Origin of the sequence: Microbacterium sp. DWRC1-3, assembly GCF_049896645.1 — a bacterium.
Lineage (GTDB): Bacteria > Actinomycetota > Actinomycetes > Actinomycetales > Microbacteriaceae > Microbacterium > Microbacterium maritypicum.
Genome location: NZ_JAFCUS010000001.1, coordinates 1,775,432 through 1,795,821, shown reverse-complemented (window position 1 = coordinate 1,795,821; position 20,390 = coordinate 1,775,432). Strand labels below are relative to the sequence as shown.

The window sequence follows — 20,390 nt, the reverse complement described above, 5'->3', positions numbered from 1 at the left end:
CGCGGGGATCAGGACATCAGCTTGGTCGACGCGAGGGCTTCGACCAGCTTGCGGTTGTACGTCATCAGGGGGCGCCGCAGCACGAGCCCGAGGAGCAGTGCCGGGATGATGAACAGCGCGAGAGCACCCAGCGCCCACCAGAAGTCGGCCTGATAGACGCCGGCGATCGCCGACCTCACCATGTTCACCGCGTAGGTCGCGGGAAGGAACGGACTGATGCTCTGGAACCAGTCGGGCAGCAGCTGCAGCGGGTACGCGCCGCCCGAGCCCGAGATCTGGATCACCAGGAGCAGCACCGAGAGCGCTTTGCCCGCATTGCCGAAAGCGACCACCGCGGTGTACACGATGAGCGTGAACACTGTCGAGATCGCCCACCCTGCCAGGATCAGCAGAAGCGGATGCGCGGGTTCGACCTGGACGAAGAGGATCAGCCCGAGGGTCAGCAGCGTGCTCTGTGCGAGACCGACCAGCCCGAAGATGCCGTAGCGGCCGAGGTACTTCTGCGTCGGCGTGAGTTCAGGGCGGTCGGGGAGCGTCTCGGCGTTCACATCCACGCGGATCGTCACGGTCATCAGAAGCGCGCCCACCCAGAGCGCGAGGATCATGTACAGCGGCGCCATGGCCGCACCGAATCCCGCCACGGGGAAGACCGCGGTGCGGTCGAGGCGCACCGGCTCGGCGAGAGAAGTGGCGAGCACACCGGGGTCGGCGCCGGTCAGTTCGCTGAGGTCGCCGGTGTCGGCGGCCTTCGCGATCGACTGCTGGACGGCGTCGAACCTGTCGGCCATCGTGTTCAGCGATGCCGAAAGCTGCGTCGTGGCCTCCTGAGCGCGCGACAGCGTGGACAGCACGGAATCGGAGGCACCGGACAGGCCCGAGGTGATGCCGGACAGGTCGGAGCGGATCGCCGAGACATCGGACCCGATCTGGGAGAGAGTCGTCGACAGCGAACTCAGCTGCGCCTTCAGGCCGTTGTCGTAGGTGCTCCGTGCATCGGCGAGCGCCTTCTTGGCCTCGGCGATGGCGGCGGAGATCTCCTGGTGGGAGCTCTGCGCCGCGTCATTGCCGGCGGCGATGTCGGTCGCCGCCGTCTGGAGGCGATCCTGCAGAGCCTGCTGCCGCGCGATCGCCTCGTCGAGCCGGCTGATCAGGGCGTCGAAGTCGGATTGCGCGGATTCCGGCAGGTTCGGTCCGACCTCGGTCTCCAGCGTGTTCTTGAGCGCCGCGTACTGATCGGCCTGCTGCTGCACACGCTCTGCGAGTGTGGTGATCGCCTGCACCTGGGCGCCGCTGAGCGTGTCGCCCGCGGCGTACAGCTCATCGATGCGCTGCCCCACGGCGTCGTAGCTGTTCGAGGTCGCCGCGAGGGCGTCCGCCAGCGACTGTGCCGCCGTCTGCAGAGTGGACTTCAGTTCGTTCGCGGCGTCCACCCCGCTGCCGAGCGCGCCCGAGGTGTCCGTGAACGCGTCACCGGCCGTGTCGACCAGGGCCGAGGCGCTGTCGAGCAGCGGCCGGCTCCCCTCGAGCAGAGCCGTGAAGGTGTCGGCCGTGTGCGCACCGGAGCGCAGCTGATCGCCCACACTCCCCAGGCGCGCCTCGACCCGGGTGAGTGCTGCCTGCGTGTCCTCATCCGTGAGGTAGTCCGACAACGACGAGACGAGGCCGAGCGCGACGTCGCCGAGCGTCTGGGCGAACGTGTCGCTGATCTCGGACGACACCCCTTCCGCGCCCTGTCCGGTGATCTTCGGCGCCAGCGCGTTCTTCTTCTCGTTCGTGTAGAGCGCGATGTGCGTGCGGTCGCCCCCATCGGCGTAGAAGGTCAGCATGTCCGCGCTGAAGGTCTCGGGCAGCACGATCGCGGCGTAGTACTCGCCCGACTTCGTCCCGTCGATCGCGTCGTGCTCATCGGTGATGACCCAGTCGAGCTGGTCGTTCCCGCGGAGCTGAGAGAGAACCTGCTCCCCGACGTTCACGCGGATCGGGACGAGGTCGCTCTCGTAGCCGGCATCGGTGCTCGCGACCGCGATCTTCAGGTCCTTCGTGTTCGCGAACGGATCCCAACTGGCGATCACGTTGAACCAGGTGAACAGGGAGGGGATGACGACGAGACCGAACAGGACGATGCATGCCATCACGTTCTGGGTGGCGTGACGAACGTCGCGCAGTGTCAGGTGCAGGATGTCCTTCACGCGCGGTCCTCTCCTTCTGCTCGCTGGTGCTCGGCCCATTCGTCCTCTTCCGGTTCCGCCGTTCGTGTCGGTCCCTCGTCCTCCGGGGCGTCCACCGCCGCGGTCGTCTCGGGCTGCACGGGCTCGGCATCTGGTTCGGCGCCGGGGTCCGGTTCCGGGGCGGCGTCGGGCTGTGGTTCGGAACCGAACCACTCCGTGAGCAGGGCGTCGGCCTCGACACCGGCGGCCGGTTCGTCCCGCTCGGCCGTCGCATCCGTCACCGGGGCCTCGGCCTCGGTCGCGGCGATCGGGGCGGATGAGGTCGAGGGCAGCGGTTCGGCTGTCGTGACGGGCAGGACCGCCGCATGGCCGGCGGGGCCCGCGAGGGCGAGCTGACGCAGTTCCGCCTCGTCGAGAGCGGCGACCTCCTCGCCGTTCTCGAAACTGTGCTTGATGTACTCGATGGTCACGAGGAATCCGATGACCAGCAGGATCCAGAGGGTCCACAGTCCCAGCAGCAGTGCCTTCGACTCGGGAAGCGCCCAGGTGAGGACACCGAGCACGACGAGGCCCGCGGCTCCCGTGAGCACCGTCGCCTTCAGCAGCGTCGGGTAGCGGCGGGTGAACGGCTCTGCCCGTCGAGCGAGGTCGTCGCGGTACTCGGCGCGGTTCGACAGCGCCCGGATCACGTCGGTGAGCCGGTATCCGCTGCCGACGACCTGCACCTTCTCGCCGATCAGGAGGTCGGTCGAGAGCACCTGGCGGTTGAAGAGCAGGGTGAAGTTGGCGAGACGGCGCCGCAGGACGAGCCCGACGAGGAACGCGAGAGCGACGAACACGGCGAGAGCGCCGAGGAAGCGCCAGTAGTGGCCGCCGTAGAAGCCCCCGATCGTCTCCCGCATCGCGTCGATGCCGTAGGAGAACGGCAGGAGCGGGTAGATCGCACGGAAGAACCCGGGCATCAGCTCGATCGGGTACAGGCCGGACGCGCCGGGGATCTGCATGATCACCAGCAGGATGCACAGGCCGCGGCCGACGTGGCCGAATGCGACGCAGAGGGCGTAGATGATGCTCACGTAGGCGAGGGCGATGAGCACACCGGTGCCGACGAAGGCCGCGGCGCTGACGGTCTGCACACCGATGATGAGGTTGCCGATGCACACGATCAGCGCCTGGCCGATGGCGAGCGTCGCGAAGAGGAAGAAGCGGCCGAAGTAGGCCTGGCGCACGGTGACGTCTTCGACGCCCTCGGTGTCGACCTCGACGCGGAAGATCACCATGAGCACGAAGGCGCCGATCCACAGCGACAGGTTCGTGAAGAGCGCGGCCATCGCCGACCCGTAGGTGTCGACGGGGAACACCAGGTGCTCGTCGACCTCGACGGGGGAGGAGATGAATTGGGCGATCTGCTCGGGCTCCAGATCGGTCAGGGTACCGAGCAGACCCCACTCGGATGCGGCGTTGAGGGCGACGACGTCGGTGCGCGACGTCTGCAGACCCTGCTCGATGCCCGCGAGGTCGTTGTCGAAGCTCTGCAGCGCCGACGATGTGGCCACGAGCTGCGAGTCCAGCCCGGCGAGCAGCTGATCGGCCTGTGCGAGCACGCCCTTCTGCGCATCCAGCGCCGCCGAGAACGAACCGACGCTCGCCGACAGCTGCGACATGGCGCTGTTGAGCGAGGGCACGGTGCGGGTGAGGATGTCGCGCATCGCCGCCGAGGCATCCCGGGTGTCCTGCATCGCCTGGTCCACGGCGTCGGCTGCCGCCTGAACGGAAGCCACGGTGTCGGAGGCACCGGCCTTCAGGGTCTTCAGATCCGCGAGCAGCTGCTGGTCGGTGGCATTGCGCTGTTGGAGCGAGGCGATGACCTCGGTCAGGCGCTGCTTCGTGTCGTCGCTGAGGTCGGTGTTGTCGAGAAGCGTCTGCAGTCGGGCGGCCGCCGCCTCGTTCGCCTTCAGCACGTTCGAGACGTCGTCGATCCCGGCGTCGATGCGTACCCCCGCCTGTTCGAGGCTCTGGGTGAGACGGGTGATCGAGACGTTCGCCTTCGAGGAGGCGTCGGCGAGCAGGGTGGTGCCCTTCAGGAACGCCGTGGTGGCGCTGTCGGTGAAGGCGATCACCTCCTTCTGCGTCTCGGCGATGATCGACTGCGTCTGGGCGAGCGACTTCTGCACATCGCCGAGCGTCTTGTCGACGTCGCCGAGCGTGCCCCGCGCTGACGAGAGGGTGCCCCGGGAGGATGTGAGCCCCTCCTGCGTCTCTGCGAGGTTCTCGCGCGCTGACGAGAGGGTCTGGGTCGCCTGGTCGAAGGCGTTGAGGGTGTTGTCCCTGGCGTTCAGCAGCCGCAGCTCCGTGGAGTCGCCGACGTCTTTGAGGGCGTTCGTCGCTGCGAGCGCCACCTGCTCCTTGAAGGCGGTCGTGACCTGCTTGTCGAGTTCAGAGGCGCCGACGTCGGTGATCTTCGGCGCGATCGCGCCGGCCTTCTCGTTGACGTAGTACTGCAGTGCCGGCTGGGTGAAGTCGCCGCTGGTGATGCTGAGCAGATCTTCACTGAACTGTGCGGGAATGACGATGGCGGCGTAGACGTCGCCCTTCTTCACCGCCTCCTGGGCCTCGTCCTCGCCCATGAACTGCCAGCCGAGCTGGTCGTTGTCCTCGAGCTGCTCGGTCACCTGCTCGCCGATGTCGATGTGTCCGGTGAGGTCGGAGGTGGCGCCCTCGTCGAGATCGACCACCGCCACGCGGATGTTCGCGGTGTTGGCGTAAGGGTCCCAGAACGCGTTGATGTTGAACCACGCGTACAGGGCCGGGGTGATGAGCACCCCGATGATGATGATCCAGGCTTTGGGTACGCGGGAGAGTCTCTTGACGTCGCGCTTGTAGATCCGCCAGCTCTGTTTCACGGGACGAGTTTACACGTTACGTGCACACGAACGTGCAAGTTAGCTGAGGGGATGTGCGCAGACACGGGTCAGCCCAGAGTCGTGACGGTCATCTCGTTCGTGGCGGTGTCGCACATGGTCAGCCGCCACGCGGGCGAGCCGTCTTCCATGACCCGTGCCATCTCGACGATGAGCGGACTCGGGTATTCCTCGCCCGAGAGCTGGGCCGCGCTGTAGGCGCTGCTGCCGTTCATCTGCTGCTCCGCCTCGGTGAGCTCGGTCTCGTCCGTCGTGATGACTTCGAGCGTGCGGACGTCGACCAGTGACTCCCTGCCGAAGGCCGGATCGTCGACCCGTTCGCCGAACATGTCGACCCGGGTGTCGGCGCTGCGCAGCCGCCACACGAAGTCGGAGTCGACCCACTCGAGGCGAAGGCCCACGATGGTGCCGCCGATCGCCTCCGATTCTCCGGGCAGGGACTCGAGGAAGTCGGAGGGCCAGGAGACCTCGGACGGCAGGCAGGTGCCGGGGAAGCCATCGCCGACAGCCGCCGGCGGGCTGGGCATCGCCGCGGAGCAACCGGCGCAGGCCAGCACTCCTGCGACCAGGAGCGCGCTTGCGCGCAGACGTACGGTGCTGGGCATCGGTGCCTCCATGATCGTCGCCGACATCCTGGGATCCTAGCCTGGAGCACCCCGCCGCCTCCGGGCGGCTCGTCGTAGAGTCACCTCATGAACGACATCGCACTGATCACCGGAACGTCATCGGGAATGGGACTCCACGCCGCCGTCGAGCTGGCACGACGCGGGCTGCACGTGGTCGCGACCATGCGCGACACGGCGAAGGCAGGCGCCTTGCGGGCTGCGGCCGGAGAAGCGGGGGTCGAGGTCGATGTGCGCGCTCTCGACGTGGTGGATCATGCCGCCGCGGCACGGCTGGTGGCGCAGATCGAGGCGGAGCTCGGGGGCATCCACGTGCTCGTGAACAACGCCGGGCAAGGCAGCGTGGCGACGGCCGAGCAGTTGACGATGGAGGAGGTCCAGGCGCAACTCGACATCAACTACCTGGCGCCGGTCAACCTCACCAAACTCGTGCTGCCGGGCATGCGCGAGCGCGGGAGCGGGCGCATCCTCACCGTGACGAGCGTCGGCGGAGCCGTCGGCCAGCCGTTCGCCGACGCCTACTGCGGAGCGAAGTTCGCGGTGGAGGGTTTCATGCAGTCGCTGGCGGTGGTCGCGGAACGATTCGGCGTCGGGGTCAGTGTGATCGAGCCCGCCGCGGTCGCCAGCGCCTTCGTCGACAACGCCGTCCGGCCGGAGAGCGGTGGCCCCTACGGCTCCCTCCTGGACGCCTACATCTCCCGCACCGCAGGCGCGTTCGCGAATGCGCAGTCCGCCGAATCCGCGGGGGCGGCGATCGCAGACGCCGTCCTGTCCGACGAGTACCGGTTCCGCTGGCAGAGCTCCGAGGGTGCCACCAGATTCGTCGGGGTCTCCCTCGCGGACACCGACGGCAGCGGGGTGCTCGGTTTCACGCGATCCTGGATCGCCGCCGGCTGATCGGCATCGACTGAAGTGCCCGACTCCAAGGGCGTGGTCCCGATCAGCGGACCTGGGGAGTTCGGCTCGGCGTCAGCCGAGCTCCCCCGAACCGTATGGGCGCACGGGTTGCTGCTTCTGGAATTCGTACTCGCCGCCCTGCCGCCCACCGAACGGGCGTCCGTGGTCGGCGAACTCCTCACGGTAGTAAGCCAGACGCCACGATCCGATCTCGATCCGTGACCCTGTGCGCAGGATCCTCGCGTCGTCGGAACTGTGCGGCAGGTTCGGCCGACCCCCACCGGTCGCGCCATACGAGTAGAGGACGTACTCGTCATCCTCGTTGCGACGCACCTCAGCGTGGATGGCCTTCAAGCCTTCGAGGCGGAGGTCGGCACTGGAATCGGAGCCGATCGTCGTCCGGTCGGGAAGCAGATCGAACTCTCGTGGTCGGCTGCGGTCCCAGTCGCCGTCACCGACGGCGAAGATCAATCGCGGCCTACCTGAACCCGGGAGATAGTGGGTCGTGGTCACTCGCCGCGGTACTCGCCGGTTCAGAGTGGGCACGAGAGGGAACAGTGTGGGTGGGGGCAGCGGGAGCTGGAAGCCATCACCGCGTTCCCGCTGCTTCGCCTCGGACAGCAACGTGGTGAGATGCCCGAGCCGGATGTGCGTGGAGCCCGAGATCGCCCGACCGACCGGACCGGACTTCACGTCGCCGAACTGAACCAAAGTCCCCTTCGGACCCTCCACACGCACGCGGATACCTCGTCGGGCGAGCCCGTCGGCGAGTGGACCGAGCTGAGTGAGTTCGTGGCGTCCCATCCCTCCGAAGCCGGAGGAGGACTCGAAGGTGATGACGATCTCGCGGCCCGCAGCGTGCACCTCGAACCTCGTCGGAGGGCCGCCGTCCGCGGCGGCTTGCTCCACCTGCAGGTCGATATCGAGATGGATCATCGGCGTCGGTCTTCTCAGTCGGACCGAGATTCGCCCGAGGCGCTGTCGCTGGTGGTGACCCGAAGGGTGCCGTTGAACTTCCAGGTCGCCCGGGGCGCGTCAGGTCCGATGTCTCTGGGCACTTCCACCGTCATGTCCTCGAACGTGTAGTTGACAGCTGCCCCACGACCGGTGAGATAGGACCACATCTCCCGTCCGAGATCCGTCCAGTCGGTGATCGACGCACCGCTGGGACCTGAGGCTGAAGAGAACAGCCCCGAGTCTTTCGATTGGTCACTCATGGGAGCTCCTTCGCTGACGCCATGTCCTGTTGTTCAGATTATGCGCCCGAGAAGCGGGAATTACAATGCAGTCACACCCGTCTCCCGGGCTTCGAGCTATGCAGACGATCCCCGTGCGGAGCGCCCCACTGAGGCCCTCTCCTCAAGCGAGAGAGCAGCACACGATTACGTCGACGTGTTCTCACCGGAACAGCTCGTGGTGATCCACGACGTCATCACCCCCGTGTCGGCACCTCCACGTCTGATCGCGTGTGGAGGAGACCTCAGGGCGTGGTGTGGGCCGCGGCGACCTGGCGTCCGATCTCGGCGGACAGGATCACGCCGGGGTGGGCGATCGCCAGGTGGAGGCCGGGCATGGTCGGCACCGGGCCCACGAGCGGCTGTCCGTTCGCCGGCATCGGTCGGTCGGCGATCACGGCATGTTCGAGGCGGACGTCGTCGGCGTCGACGAAGGACCGGCGGATCGCGGCGAGAGTGGCCACGGCGAGCTCTCTCGGGTCACCGGAGAAACCTGCGGGAACGTCTTCCGCGGCGAGGAGCGTGGCGTCGTCCAGCTGGCGGACCTCGAACTCCGGGGCGGAGACGATGCCCCGCACGAGCGGGCGGGGTGTGGAGAAGCGCAGCAGGCAACAGGGAGACCCCGCGACGTCGATATCGACTCCGACCGACGCGGCGAGGCCGGTCGACGCGGTGCCGGCCGCGAGGACGACGCTCTTCGCGGCGAGCACACCTCGGTCGGTCGCAACCCCACGAACGCGGCCGTCATCGTGAACGATCCGCAGGACGGTGGTGCCGGTGCGCACTTCCGCCCCGTGCTCCTGTGCGCTCCGCAGAAGGGCGCGCGTGAAGGCGACCGGATCGACCCCCACATCGTCGGGGGCGTATGCCACCACGTCTGGCACGTCGCGCAGGCTCGGCTCCCGCATCCGCGCCTCGTACGCCGTGATCAGCTTCATCCGGTGCCCTGCAGCCTCGTGGTCGGAGACGAAGGAGCGAGTCCGCTCCTCGGACTCCTCCCACGTGAGAGCACCGAACGGACGAAGCCCGATGGGCGCGGTGATCTCGGTGAGGACGCGATCGAACTCCGGCCGCGCACGCTCGCGGAGCGAACCCGCATACGCGTCGGCGGGGCTCTTGGCGATGCCGACCCAGGCGAATGACGCGGCTGTCACTCCCGTGCCCGGAGTTCCGCTGTCGAGCACGACCACCTCGCGTCCGGCGCGAGCCAGATGGTGAGCGATGGAGGCGCCGATCACACCGGCGCCGATCACGACGATGGGGGCGTTCGCGGGTGCTCGGAGGTCAGACATCGCCTCCAGCTTAAGGATCGAGGGGACGCTCGTCCGTGCTCAGCACCGCCATGAGGATGGAGTCGACCCATCCGCCGTCCCAGAACATCGTGTCCCGTTGGCGGCCCTCGTACCGGAAACCCGCCTTCTCGTACCTATGCCCCGTCGAAGACCGGGCTGAGGAAGCGGCGCTCGTAGCGGCGGATGCACCCGGTCCTGCGGGCGAAGTCGAATGCCTCGACGCACTCCGGGTCGGTCTTCGACGCGGTCCGATAGACCTCGTACTCCGCCAGCGAGGGGAAGGTGAACAGCGCGAAGGCCTCATCGCTGTCGCCTTCGCTCGGCAGGAAGTAGCCGTGGTGGGTGCCGCCATGCTTCTTCACGAGGCGTATCCACGTGCGGCCGTACGCGGTGAAGTCGTCGAGCTTGTCCGGATCGATCTCGTAGCGCAGATGAACGGTGATCATGCGGACGATCCTTCCAGATCGGCCAGGGTGCCGGGGAACCCCGACACTACGCTGAGCACGTGACGAACTCGCGCGACATGGTTCACATCCCGGGTGGCACGTTTCTGATGGGCTCCGATGACTTCTACCCGGACGAGCGACCGGCCCATCAGCGCGAGGTCGCCCCGTTCTTCATCGATCGCTACGAGGTGACGAACGCGCAGTACGCCCAATTCGTCGAGGCGACCGCATACGTGACGGTCGCCGAGCGCGAGCTCGATCCCGCGGCCTTCCCCGGAGCCGACCCCGCGGACCTGGTGCCCGGTGCGATGGTGTTCACGCCGACGTCCGGTCCGACGGATCTGCGCGAATGGCGCAACTGGTGGCGCTGGCAGCCGGGGGCGTCCTGGCGCCGGCCGTTCGGACCCGACTCCTCGATCGACGATCTGCTGCAGCATCCCGTCGTGCACATCGCGTTCGAGGATGCGGTCGCCTACGCCGACTGGGTGGGGATGCGGCTGCCGACCGAGGTCGAGCACGAGTACGCGGCACGCGGGGGAGTGGACGGCGCTCCCTTCGCCTGGGGTGACGAGGCGTACCCGGGCGGCATCGCCCAGGCGAACTCCTGGCTCGGACGCTTCCCCTACGACAACCAGGGCGTGGGCGGCACGGCCCCGGTCGGCTCGTACCCTCCGAACGGCTATGGCCTCTACGACATGATCGCGAACGTCTGGGAGTGGACGACCGATTTCTACACGCCGCGGCATCTCCGCCTCTCCGACGCTCCGGTCGACCCGGGCAAGCGCGCGAACCTGCTCGCCGCCGCGAGCGCGCAGGAGGGGTTCCCCGACATCCCGCGTCGGGTGCTCAAGGGCGGATCGCACCTCTGCTCGCCCGACTACTGCCTGCGCTTCCGCCCGGCCGCGCGCTCGCCGCAGGCGGAGGACACCGGCATGTCGCACATCGGATTCCGCCTCACCCGTTCCGAGTGAGGCGCCTCTGGGCGCACCCGTGAGGGAGTGCTTGGCTTCGACGGAGGGCGATCGCCCCCGTTTCGCGGGTCGAGCAAGGAGTCGTCATGGCGGACAAGCCCAACATCCTCATCATCTGGGGCGATGACATCGGCATCAGCAACCTGAGCACGTACTCCGACGGCCTCATGGGCTACCGCACGCCGAACATCGATCGGATCGCCGACGAGGGCGTGAAGTTCACCGACTACTACGGCGAGCAGAGCTGCACCGCGGGGCGCGCGGCCTTCATCACCGGGCAGAACCCGTATCGCACCGGACTCACGAAGGTGGGGATGCCCGGCGCGAGACTGGGTCTTCAGTCGGAGGACCCCACGATCGCCGACGCCCTCAAGCACCACGGCTACGCCACCGGACAGTTCGGGAAGAACCACCTCGGCGACCGCGACGAGCACCTGCCGACCGCACATGGCTTCGACGAGTTCTTCGGCAACCTCTATCACCTCAACGCCGAGGAGGAGCCCGAGCACCCCGACTACCCGACCGATGAGGAATTCCCCGGCTTCAGTGAGAAGTTCCGTCCCCGCGGCGTGCTCCACTCCTGGGCGAACGCCGACGGCACCCAGCGCATCGAAGACACCGGACCGTTGACGAAGAAGCGGATGGAGACGGTCGACGAGGAGTTCCGCGATGCGGCCGCGGGCTTCATCCGCACCCAGGCGCAGGACGACACCCCCTTCTTCGTCTGGTTCAACTCGACGCACATGCACTTCCGCACCCACACCAAGGAAGAAAGCAAGGGGCGCGCCGGACGCTGGCAGTCGGACTACCACGACACGATGCTCGACCACGATGACATCGTGGGAAGCCTGCTCGACCTGATCGACGAGCTCGGACTGGCCGAGAACACGATCGTCATGTACTCCACCGACAACGGCCCGCACATGAACAGCTGGCCGGACGCCGGGATGACGCCGTTCCGCAACGAGAAGAACTCCAATTGGGAGGGCGCCTACCGCGTGCCCGCGATGGTCCGCTGGCCGGGGCGCATTCCGGCGGGGACGACGCTCAACGGGATCGTCAGCCACAACGACTGGTTCATCACGCTGCTGGCCGCAGCCGGAGACGCGGACATCGCCGAGCGCCTGAAGGAAGGCACCGAGCTGCACGGCACGGATTTCAGAGTGCACCTCGACGGGAACAACCAGCTGGACTACATCACGGGTGCCGTCGAACACAGTCCGCATCGCCACTTCTTCTACGTGTCGGACGACGGCGACCTCACGGCGCTGCGGTTCGAGAACTGGAAGGTGGTGTTCCTCGAGCAGCGCGCCGCCGGCACCCTGCTCGTCTGGCAGGAGCCCTATATCGAGCTGCGCTTCCCGAAGCTGTTCAACCTCCGCACAGACCCCTACGAGCGGGCCGACATCACGTCGAACACCTACTGGGACTGGGTGCTCGACCACATCTTCCTGTTCGTGCCGGCGCAGGCGTATGTCGCGCGGATGCTGCAGAGTCTCGTGGAGTTCCCCGCGCGGCAGGAGTCGGCGTCGTTCACGATCAACCAGGTGATGGCGAAGCTGGATGCGACGGCCGGCAGCTCCTGACCCACGAGCCGCGCCGATCGTCATGTTCCCGCCCGAGGTCGCGCGTTTCGGCGCGCCGTTCATCCCCGGTGATATCGGCCGCAGGAGGCCGTCAGGTGGAGCCGCTACCCTCAGGCCATGCGCCGAATCGTGGTCCTTCCTCTCGTCCTCGCCGCCGGCCTCACTGCCGGACTCCTCTCCGGCTGCTCGCAGGTCACGCAGATGGCGGGCGACGCGATCGGGGTCGACGTCCAGGCGACGTGCACGACGATCGACGACGCCTACGGGCAGTACCAGGCGCTGCTCGACCAGGGCGAGATCTCGGCCGAGCAGGCCGACGCGGCGCGCGACGAGCTCGTCGCATCGCTCGAGGGGCTCGCGGCGAACGTCGACGGACAGCTGGGCGACCTCATCCGCTCCGGCGCCACCCAGATCGGCGGCATGACAGACCTGCAGGCCCCGGAGACGGTCGAGGCGATCGAGCAGCTCAAGGACTCGGCCTCGGCCTTCTGCGGCTGACCCGGCGGCCTGTGAGACGATGCCGGAGATGAGCACTGCGGCTGATGAAGAGCTTCGCGCCCTCCGGGCCCGCGCCTATGGTCCGACGGCGGACATCGAGAGCGATCCTGCCGCCCTGCATCGCCTCCAGCAGCTGGAGGCGATGACGAAGCCGAGGGCATCCGCCGGTGACGCCGACGCCTTCGCGTCGGAGATCGAGCCCGTGCGGCAGCCCGAGCCGATTCGACCACCCGAGCCCCTTCGAAGGCATGCGCGGCCGGAGCAGAGCGCGCAGGAAGCGGAGAAGGACGAACTCGACGTGTTCGCCGATGCCGCCGTCGATGCGACGGATCCGCTCGCGCCGAAACAGGAACCAGCCGAGAAGCTGGCGGCCTGGTTCACGGTGCGCACGACCAGGATCCTGTGGGTGGTCGCGATCGTGGCGGCGGCCGTGATGTCGGCGGCCGTCACCTTCGCACTCGTGAAGGTCACCCCCGTCGCCTCGTCTTCGGGGGCTCCGCAGATCACCACACTCGACGCGACATCGACACTCAAGGTCCCGGCGGGGTGGATGGGAGCAGGCCCGAGCTCCGCTGTGTTCGACTTCTACGGCTTGGCTCTGGTGGAGACCACGGGTGGATACGGCGGCGGGGGTATCGGAAGCGAGTGCTTCACCGTCGCCAGGGCCGACCAGATCCCGAAGGCGGAGGAGTTCGACTCCTCCAACGGATGGAGCTACGACGGACCCGTATACACGGGTTGCGCCGTCGGCACGTTCCCCGCGACCGTCGAGGTGCCTTTCGACAGCAATGTCCCCAAGGAGCTGAGCGAGCGCTTCCCCGCAGCGACCGCACTGCAGTTCGTGTACGACGGTGAACGGGTCGGGGTCTTCCTCGACAGCGAGTAGGCGAACGGACGAGCTCTCCGACGGGACCGCTCGGCGAGCGAAGCCCCCACCGCGGGAGCGGTCCAGCGCGATGTTACGATGGCCGCAGCAGCTGCGGGGGAGTGACGACCCCCGGCCCTCAGGGGCAGGTGGCGGCTCGCGCGTCCGGCGTATCGACGAGAGGCCGATGAGCGATCGGCGAAGGTGTGGTGGCACCGCGATCTAGCCCCCGCCCGCACCTCCAGGGCTTTCGCCACCTGGAGGAATCATGTCGCCGACCGACCCCGCTCGCACGCTCGCCACTCAGCTTCCCGACACGCCCCCTGGCGTACGGATCACCCTCATGGGACACGTGCACCGGCGCAGGGAACTCGCCACCGTCTCGTTCCTGATCCTGCGCGACCGCACCGGACTCGCGCAGATCGTGTTCCGACCCGAGCAGCTCCCGACCGCCGGTCTGCCCGGTGAGGAGACGGTCGTGCGCATCGAAGGCACCGCGACCGCGAACGCGCACGCCCCCGGTGGCATCGAGGTGACAGCACCCGAGATCACCCTGCTCTCGGAGCCCGCCCGCACCCCGGTGGTCGAGCTGTGGCGGCCCACTCTCGACGCCGCGCTTCCCACGGTGCTCGACCATGCGGCGGTGACCTGGCGGCACCCCGCTCAGCGTGCGAAGTGGGAGCTGGCTGCGGCGAGCCTGCGCGGATTCCGTCGCACGCTCGACGCCGAGGGATTCACCGAGATCCAGACGCCGAAGCTCGTCGACTCTGTGACGGAGTCGGGAGCGAACGTGTTCCCGGTCGACTACTTCGGCACGACCGCTTACCTCGCGCAGAGTCCGCAGTTCTTCAAGCAGCAGCTCGTCGGCGTCTTCGAGCGCGTCTACGAGACGGGCCCCGTGTTCCGCGCGGAACCGCACGACACGGTGCGTCATCTCGCCGAGTACGTCTCCCTCGACGCCGAGCTCGGCTTCATCCGCGACCACCGCGATGTGCTCGCGCTGCTGCACCGGGTGCTGCTCGGCATGATCGAGAGCATCCGCACCGAGAGCGGGGACGCGGTCGCGCGCCTCGGCCTCGCGCTTCCCGCGATCCCCGACGAGATCCCGGTGATCCACTTCCAGGACGCGCTGCGGCGGGTCGGAGCCCCGGATGACGAGCCCGACCTGGCACCGGCGCACGAGCGCGCCCTCGGCGAGTGGGCCCAGCAGCGGTACGGAAGCGACGTGATCGCGGTCGAGGGGTACCCGATGCGCAAGCGGCCCTTCTACACGCACCCGCAGCCGGACGACCCGCGGTGGAGCAACAGCTTCGACCTGATCTTCCGCGGCCTCGAGCTCGTGACCGGTGGGCAGCGACGGCATCGGTACTCCGACTACGTCGCCGCCATCGAGGCGCGGGGCGAGTCGCCCGACGCGTACGCTTCCTACCTCTCGGCCTTCGCGCACGGCATGCCGCCGCACGGAGGGTTCGCGATCGGTCTGGAGCGCTGGGTGTCGCGACTCATCGAGGCGTCGAACATCCGGGAGGTGACGCTCTTCCCGCGCGACCTGCACCGGCTCACCCCGTGAGCCCGCGGTCGCGGTGCGCGATAGCATCTGTGGCATGAACTTCAACCGCTCCGCATGGTGGTGGCTGCGATAGCAGCCGGTTGAAGCATGTTCACGGGCTGCACGGCAGTTCGTGACAGCACCCGAGAACTCCGTGCGGCTCCCGATTCAGGGAGAGACAGATGGATTCGTTCACCGCGACCGCGCAGCGATCGACGGAGGTCGCCGACGCCGTGGCCCGGCACCCGGAGAGGTTCCGTGTGCTCACGGGCGAGCGCCCGACCGGGGCGCTTCACCTCGGGCACTATTTCGGGACCATCCGGGAGCGGGTGCGGCTGCAGGAGGCGGGGGTCGAGACGTTCCTCGTGCTCGCCGACTACCAGGTCATCACCGACCGGGATACGACGGCGCACGTGCGCGACAACGTGCACGGGGCCGTTCTCGACTACCTTGCAGCCGGGATCGACCCGGAGCGGACGACGGTCTTCACGCACTCGTCGGTCCCTGCGCTGAACCAGTTGCTGCTGCCGTTCCTCAGTCTCGTCACCGAGGCCGAGCTGCACCGCAACCCGACGGTCAAGTCGGAGCTCGAGGCCTCGGGGCGTGCGCTGAGCGGGTTGCTGCTGACCTATCCGGTGCATCAGGCCGCCGACATCCTGTTCTGCAAGGGCAACCTGGTGCCGGTGGGAAAGGACAATCTGCCGCACGTGGAGATGACGCGGGTGATCGCCCGACGGTTCAACGAGCGCTACGGCCCGATCTTCCCCGTTCCGGATGCGCTGATCACCGCGACCCCGGAGGTGCCGGGGCTCGACGGCCGGAAGATGTCGAAGAGCTACGGCAACGCGATCGCCCTGTCGATGACGGCGGACGAGACCGTCGCCGCGATCCGCCGTGCCCGAACGGATCAGGATCGGCGGATCACGTTCGATCCGGAGCATCGGCCGGGCGTCTCGGCGCTGCTGTCGACGGCCGCCCTGTGCCTCGACGTCGCGCCCGAGGAGCTGGCGGACGACATCGGTGACGGCGGCAGCGGCGAACTGAAGAAGGTCACTGCGACGGCTGTGAACGACTTCCTGGCACCCCTGCGGGAGCGGCGTCGAGGCTTCGCTGCAGACGGCGAGATCGTGCGCAGCGTGCTTCGTCGAGGCAACGAGCACGCCCGTGCGATCGCAGACGCAACCCTCGACGAGGTGCGCGAGGCGATGGGGACCGTGTACTAGGCGGCCTGCGCGCCGGCTGCCCGCGCGCTCGACATCGGCGACCATCCTCGCTCAATCGCCCGGCGAGGTCGTCCACGGTGGAGACTGTGTCTGAGTGCCGAGCCGTGCAGGGGAGGAGAACGATGACGACCGAGTTCCCGCGTTCCGTCTCCGTCGTCATCCCGGTGCGCGACGATGCCCGCCTGCTGGAGGTGTGTCTGAGCGCCCTCGCCCGGCAGACCCGGAAGGCCGACGAGATCGTGATCGTCGACAACGGCAGCAGCGATGACACGGCCGCCGTCGCCGAGCGGTTCGGCGCACGGGTCGTGAGCGAGCCGATCTGGGGGATTCCTCGCGCATCGGCGGCCGGCTACGACGCGGCGACGGGCGACATCATCGCCCGGCTCGACGCCGATTCCCGCCCGGGGCCGGATTGGATCGCGCGGATCGAGCGGACGTTCCGCACCCGCGGCGGCGTCGACTTCGTCACGGGGGAGCCGCGCTTCTACGGTGCGACGCCCCTGGTGCACTGGATGGGGGCGCACCTCTACATCGGCGGCATGTACGCCGCGATGGGTCCGCTTCTCGGGCATGCGCCCCTCTACGGATCGAACATGGCGATGCGCGCCGCCGCCTGGCGGATGCTGAGCGGGGAGGTGCACCGCGAGGAGCAGAACATCCACGACGACTTCGACCTGTCGTTCCACGTGCGGCCGGGGATGACGGTGCTGCGCGATCGGGGCCTCGTGGTCGAGGTCTCGGCGCGGCCGTTCCAGGACTGGGCGTCGCTCCGACGGCGGTTGAGCTATGTGGTGCCCACCGTGCGGCTGCACCTGTCGGAAGAGCCTCTGCACCGGCGGCGCCAGGCTCGCCGCGAGGCCGAGCGCTCTTCGGTCGGCCGGTGACGCCGTCGGTGGCTCAGTCGCGAGCCCGCGCGTAGAGATCGAGCAGGTCGGCGGCGAGCTGATGCGGGGTGGTCTCGCTCGGGCTGTGGCCGGTCGCATACGAGCGGAACTCGGCGTCGATGTCGCGGGCGTACCGTTCGTGGGCGGCGAGGGGCCACAGATCATGCGACCCGGCGACGACGAGCTTGGGCACGGGCAGCTCCCGCACGCGGCTGCGCACATCGGGCGCGATCATCATGAGGCCGACGATCTCGTCGACGCTGCGCCTGCTCGTGAGCGCGAACCGTGAGCGCACGAACTCCAACCGTCGGGGTGGGACCCGGTTCTTGTTCGTCACGATCCCCCAGATCATGAGGCCGGCTCCGCGCCGTGGGCTCGCGATCGGGGCGAGGGGACCCAGCCACTTCATGCTCGCGAACACGTTGCCGGACCCCGGAGGTGTGGTGAGCAGCGCGAGGGAGAGCACGAGGTCCCGGCGGTGGACGGCGACCAGCTGAGCAACCGTGCCGGCGAACGAATACCCCAGCAGATGTGCGGGTGTGCCCGCTTCGAGGAATGCGACCAGGTCGCCGATGAACAGCTCGTAGGTGTAGGCGGAGTTCGCACCGGCGGCGTGCGACTCGTACTGCCCAGCGAGGTCGAACGACTGCACGAAGTAGCCGGCCTCCGCCAGCAGCGGCAGGATCAGAGCGAAGTCCTCCTTGGACCCCGTCGCCCCCGGCACCAGCACCACCCGCGGATGTCCCGGGTCGCCGATCGAGATCACGGACAGCTCACCGCTCGGGGCGGAGAACCGCGACCGCACCGACCCGGGGGGAGGCGTCGTCCAGTCGATGTCGCCGATGGCCGCGTCGAGGGAGGCCGGGGTGCGGGATGCCCGCTCGCTCCTCGAATCTGTCGACACGCTCACAAGCTACCCCTCGGCTCCCTCGTGCAGAAGCACATCGGGAGCGTCTCGCCTTTAGTTGCACTTTGGCAACTAAAGGCGTATGGTTGACCTCGATCAACTTTCTACGCAGGAGCGCCACCCCGTGACAGACACCCCATCCGCACCCCCTGAGACGACCCGTTCGGCCCGCGAGGTCTTCACCGCGATCTCCGGTCTCGTCGTCGGCATGTTCGTCGCCGTGCTCTCGGGCACGGTCGTGTCGACCTCGATGCCGGTCATCATCGCCGACCTCGGCGGCACGCAGTCCCAGTACACCTGGGTCATCACCGCGAGCCTTCTGGCCACCGCCGTCTCCACCCCGATCTGGGGCAAGCTCGCCGACCTGGTCGACCGCAAGGTCCTGGTCCAGATCTCCCTCATCCTCTTCACGGTCGGCACCGTGATCGCCGGCTTCTCGACCGATACGAACATGCTCATCGCTGTGCGCGTCGTCCAGGGCATCGGCGTCGGCGGCCTGATGTCGCTCGTCATGATCGCCGTGGCCCTCATCATCTCCCCGCGTGAGCGCGGCAAGTACATGGGCGTCGTCGGCGGCATCATGGCCTTGGGTACCATCGGCGGCCCTCTGCTCGGAGGACTCCTCACCGACGTATGGGGCTGGCGCTCCAACTTCTTCGTCGGCGTGCCCTTCGCGATCCTCGCCCTCGTGCTGCTGCAGTTCACGCTGCACCTGCCCAAGCCCCAGCGCGACACCAAGGTCTCGATCGACTACTTCGGCATCGTGCTCCTCGCCGTCGGCGTCTCGACCCTGCTCATCTGGGTCTCCATGGGCGGCAACCAGTTCGACTGGGACTCCTCGACGAGCATCATGCTCGTGGTCACCGCCGGCGTCGCGATCGCCGCGTTCATCACGGTCGAGTTCTTCGTCAAGGAACCGATCGTGCCGATGTCGCTGTTCCGAAACCGCACCTTCACCCTGTCGGTCATCGCTTCGATCGCCATCGGCGTCTCGATGTTCGCCACGTCGGTGTTCCTCGCGCAGTACTTCCAGCTCGCCCGTGGCGCCACGCCCACCGAGTCGGGCCTCATGACCATCCCGATGATCATCGGCCAGATGGGGGCGTCGATCATCATCGGCCAGCTCGTGAGTCGCTTCGGCAAGTGGAAGGGCTGGATGGTCACGGGCTCGATCCTCACGACGATCGGCGTCAGCCTGATGGCAACCCTGCGCTACGACACCCCGTTCCCGCTCGTGGCCGTGTACATGTTCGTGCTCGGCGCCGGCCTCGGCATGGTCATGCAGAACCTCACGCTCATCGTGCAGAACGACACCGCGCCGCAGCAGCTGGGTGCCGCCTCGTCGAACGTCAACTTCTTCCGCACGATCGCCGGCACCATCGGCGTCACCGTGATGGGGTCGCTGCTGTCGACCAGCGTCGCGAACTACATCACCGACGCCCTCGACGGCTTCGTGCCCTCCACGCCGGCCGAGATCGACGCGCTCGAGCACCTCGCCTCCGGCGACGTCCCGAAGGTCGGACAGCTGCCCGATACGATCCGCGCGATCGTCGAGAGTGCCTACGGTCACGGCATCGCGGACTCCTTCATCATCGCGATTCCGCTCGCCGTGATCGCCATCATCGCGATCGCGTTCATCAAGAACAAGCCGCTGTCGACGAAGAACGCCGCCGAGCAGATGCTCGAGCAGGCCGAGGAGTCGGTGATCGAGGTCTCCGAGGCCGAGGTCGGAGCCTCGCTCTCCACCGGATCCATCCGGATTCAGGGCGCGAGCAGCGGGCCCACGACCGGTTCGATCCGCGTTCTCGAGCGCGAAGACCGTGAACGCGAAGACCGGGACGGGGAGCGCTGAGGTCGTGGCCTCGGCAGCGGTCGCGCCGTCGGATGTCGACAGTGCTCTCGGCGACCTCCAGGCGCACCTGAACCTCATCTTCGCGAGGACCCGGTCGCTGTGGAGGGAATCCGCCGCCCGGGTCCATCCGGAGCTTCAGGTGGGCGGCTACAAGCTGCTCACGTTCATCGATCGGGCGGGCACCGCGAACGCGCATGAGCTCGCCGAGCGGTTCGAGATGGACAAGTCGGTGATCAGTCGTCAGGTGCGGATGCTCGAGGAGCTGGGGCTTCTCGAGTCCCGCCCCGATGAGCGCGACGGGCGGCTGCGGGTGCTGAGCGCGACGGCCTCGGCCTGCAGCGCGCTCGCCGAGGTGCGCCGCGACTACGGCTCCCGTCTCCAGGCCGTGATCGACGAGCTGACGCCCGAGGAGATCAGGGCGGCCTCCAAGGCCTTCCGGCTGCTCGCCGAGGTGTGACTCGAAGCCCCGCCGT

At 67.9% G+C, this 20,390-nt stretch carries 18 protein-coding genes; 10 read left to right on the top strand and 8 right to left on the bottom strand.

From position 1 onward, the window contains the following. Positions 1-8: 8 nt before the first annotated feature. From ACP699_RS08715 to ACP699_RS08705, 3 genes are all read right to left on the bottom strand, one after another. Entirely contained in the window at positions 9-2,189 is a 2,181-nt protein-coding gene (locus tag ACP699_RS08715; protein ID WP_426170619.1) for a YhgE/Pip family protein, read from the bottom strand. Continuing rightward, complete coding sequence (locus tag ACP699_RS08710; protein ID WP_426170617.1) at positions 2,186-5,071, bottom strand: YhgE/Pip family protein; 2,886 nt, start codon at positions 5,069-5,071, stop codon at positions 2,186-2,188. The genes ACP699_RS08715 and ACP699_RS08710 overlap by 4 nt, the downstream gene beginning before the upstream one ends. A 68-nt stretch (positions 5,072-5,139) precedes the next feature. Continuing rightward, complete coding sequence (locus ACP699_RS08705) at positions 5,140-5,694, bottom strand: hypothetical protein (protein ID WP_426170615.1); 555 nt, start codon at positions 5,692-5,694, stop codon at positions 5,140-5,142. Positions 5,695-5,781: 87 nt separating this feature from the next. Between ACP699_RS08705 and ACP699_RS08700 the strand changes: the two genes are divergently transcribed. Then, positions 5,782-6,609 carry an SDR family NAD(P)-dependent oxidoreductase gene (locus tag ACP699_RS08700; RefSeq protein ID WP_055865919.1) on the top strand — a complete coding sequence of 276 codons (828 nt, stop codon included), beginning with the start codon at positions 5,782-5,784 and terminating at the stop codon, positions 6,607-6,609. 72 nt (positions 6,610-6,681) lie between these two features. Here the strand turns inward: ACP699_RS08700 and ACP699_RS08695 are convergent, their stop codons facing one another. The 4 genes from ACP699_RS08695 to ACP699_RS08680 form a co-directional block, all read right to left on the bottom strand. Further along, positions 6,682-7,545: an FHA domain-containing protein gene (locus tag ACP699_RS08695; RefSeq protein ID WP_055865917.1), complete on the bottom strand. Its 864-nt coding sequence runs from the start codon at positions 7,543-7,545 to the stop codon at positions 6,682-6,684. A gap of 14 nt (positions 7,546-7,559) precedes the next feature. Further along, positions 7,560-7,826, bottom strand: a complete 267-nt coding sequence (locus ACP699_RS08690) for a hypothetical protein (protein ID WP_426170613.1) — start codon at positions 7,824-7,826, stop codon at positions 7,560-7,562. A gap of 263 nt (positions 7,827-8,089) precedes the next feature. After that, entirely contained in the window at positions 8,090-9,136 is a 1,047-nt protein-coding gene (locus ACP699_RS08685) for an NAD(P)/FAD-dependent oxidoreductase (protein ID WP_426170611.1), read from the bottom strand. Positions 9,137-9,270: 134 nt separating this feature from the next. Then, positions 9,271-9,582: an NIPSNAP family protein gene (locus tag ACP699_RS08680; protein WP_426170609.1), complete on the bottom strand. Its 312-nt coding sequence runs from the start codon at positions 9,580-9,582 to the stop codon at positions 9,271-9,273. Between the two features lie 77 nt (positions 9,583-9,659). Between ACP699_RS08680 and ACP699_RS08675 the strand changes: the two genes are divergently transcribed. From ACP699_RS08675 to ACP699_RS08645, 7 genes are all read left to right on the top strand, one after another. Beyond that, entirely contained in the window at positions 9,660-10,553 is an 894-nt protein-coding gene (locus ACP699_RS08675) for a formylglycine-generating enzyme family protein (RefSeq protein ID WP_426171555.1), read from the top strand. A gap of 86 nt (positions 10,554-10,639) precedes the next feature. After that, complete coding sequence (locus tag ACP699_RS08670) at positions 10,640-12,139, top strand: arylsulfatase (protein ID WP_426170607.1); 1,500 nt, start codon at positions 10,640-10,642, stop codon at positions 12,137-12,139. 117 nt (positions 12,140-12,256) lie between these two features. Then, complete coding sequence (locus ACP699_RS08665; RefSeq protein ID WP_055874389.1) at positions 12,257-12,637, top strand: hypothetical protein; 381 nt, start codon at positions 12,257-12,259, stop codon at positions 12,635-12,637. Between the two features lie 28 nt (positions 12,638-12,665). Then, positions 12,666-13,523, top strand: a complete 858-nt coding sequence (locus ACP699_RS08660; protein WP_426170605.1) for a hypothetical protein — start codon at positions 12,666-12,668, stop codon at positions 13,521-13,523. 247 nt (positions 13,524-13,770) lie between these two features. Beyond that, on the top strand, positions 13,771-15,072 hold the full coding sequence (aspS, locus tag ACP699_RS08655; protein WP_055865880.1) for an aspartate--tRNA(Asn) ligase: 1,302 nt from the start codon (positions 13,771-13,773) through the stop codon (positions 15,070-15,072). 161 nt (positions 15,073-15,233) lie between these two features. Next, entirely contained in the window at positions 15,234-16,274 is a 1,041-nt protein-coding gene (trpS, locus tag ACP699_RS08650; RefSeq protein ID WP_426170602.1) for a tryptophan--tRNA ligase, read from the top strand. A gap of 122 nt (positions 16,275-16,396) precedes the next feature. Next, a complete protein-coding gene (locus ACP699_RS08645; RefSeq protein ID WP_055874377.1) occupies positions 16,397-17,158 on the top strand; it encodes a glycosyltransferase family 2 protein in 762 nt (253 codons plus the stop codon). 13 nt (positions 17,159-17,171) lie between these two features. On the opposite strand, the gene ACP699_RS08640 is transcribed toward ACP699_RS08645, so the two are convergent. Next, positions 17,172-18,068: an alpha/beta fold hydrolase gene (locus tag ACP699_RS08640; protein WP_218682406.1), complete on the bottom strand. Its 897-nt coding sequence runs from the start codon at positions 18,066-18,068 to the stop codon at positions 17,172-17,174. A gap of 121 nt (positions 18,069-18,189) precedes the next feature. On the opposite strand from ACP699_RS08640, the gene ACP699_RS08635 reads away from it, so the two are divergent. Then, the gene (locus tag ACP699_RS08635; RefSeq protein ID WP_426170599.1) at positions 18,190-19,917 is read left to right on the top strand and encodes a DHA2 family efflux MFS transporter permease subunit; all 1,728 of its coding nucleotides are present in this window, start codon (positions 18,190-18,192) and stop codon (positions 19,915-19,917) included. Next, the gene (locus ACP699_RS08630; protein WP_055874372.1) at positions 19,886-20,374 is read left to right on the top strand and encodes a MarR family winged helix-turn-helix transcriptional regulator; all 489 of its coding nucleotides are present in this window, start codon (positions 19,886-19,888) and stop codon (positions 20,372-20,374) included. The genes ACP699_RS08635 and ACP699_RS08630 overlap by 32 nt, the downstream gene beginning before the upstream one ends. The last annotated feature ends 16 nt before the right edge of the window (positions 20,375-20,390 follow it).

Bases quoted from the DNA above. Each gene is read 5' to 3' on its own strand.
- ACP699_RS08680 (WP_426170609.1), bottom strand. From the start codon at position 9,582: ATGATCACCGTTCATCTGCGCTACGAGATCGATCCGGACAAGCTCGAC.
- ACP699_RS08675 (WP_426171555.1), top strand. From the start codon at position 9,660: ATGGTTCACATCCCGGGTGGCACGTTTCTGATGGGCTCCGATGACTTC.
- ACP699_RS08670 (WP_426170607.1), top strand. From the start codon at position 10,640: ATGGCGGACAAGCCCAACATCCTCATCATCTGGGGCGATGACATCGGC.
- ACP699_RS08660 (WP_426170605.1), top strand. From the start codon at position 12,666: ATGAGCACTGCGGCTGATGAAGAGCTTCGCGCCCTCCGGGCCCGCGCC.
- ACP699_RS08690 (WP_426170613.1), bottom strand. From the start codon at position 7,826: ATGAGTGACCAATCGAAAGACTCGGGGCTGTTCTCTTCAGCCTCAGGT.
- ACP699_RS08645 (WP_055874377.1), top strand. From the start codon at position 16,397: ATGACGACCGAGTTCCCGCGTTCCGTCTCCGTCGTCATCCCGGTGCGC.
- ACP699_RS08700 (WP_055865919.1), top strand. From the start codon at position 5,782: ATGAACGACATCGCACTGATCACCGGAACGTCATCGGGAATGGGACTC.
- trpS (WP_426170602.1), top strand. From the start codon at position 15,234: ATGGATTCGTTCACCGCGACCGCGCAGCGATCGACGGAGGTCGCCGAC.
- aspS (WP_055865880.1), top strand. From the start codon at position 13,771: ATGTCGCCGACCGACCCCGCTCGCACGCTCGCCACTCAGCTTCCCGAC.
- ACP699_RS08665 (WP_055874389.1), top strand. From the start codon at position 12,257: ATGCGCCGAATCGTGGTCCTTCCTCTCGTCCTCGCCGCCGGCCTCACT.
- ACP699_RS08695 (WP_055865917.1), bottom strand. From the start codon at position 7,545: ATGATCCATCTCGATATCGACCTGCAGGTGGAGCAAGCCGCCGCGGAC.
- ACP699_RS08705 (WP_426170615.1), bottom strand. From the start codon at position 5,694: ATGCCCAGCACCGTACGTCTGCGCGCAAGCGCGCTCCTGGTCGCAGGA.
- ACP699_RS08685 (WP_426170611.1), bottom strand. From the start codon at position 9,136: ATGTCTGACCTCCGAGCACCCGCGAACGCCCCCATCGTCGTGATCGGC.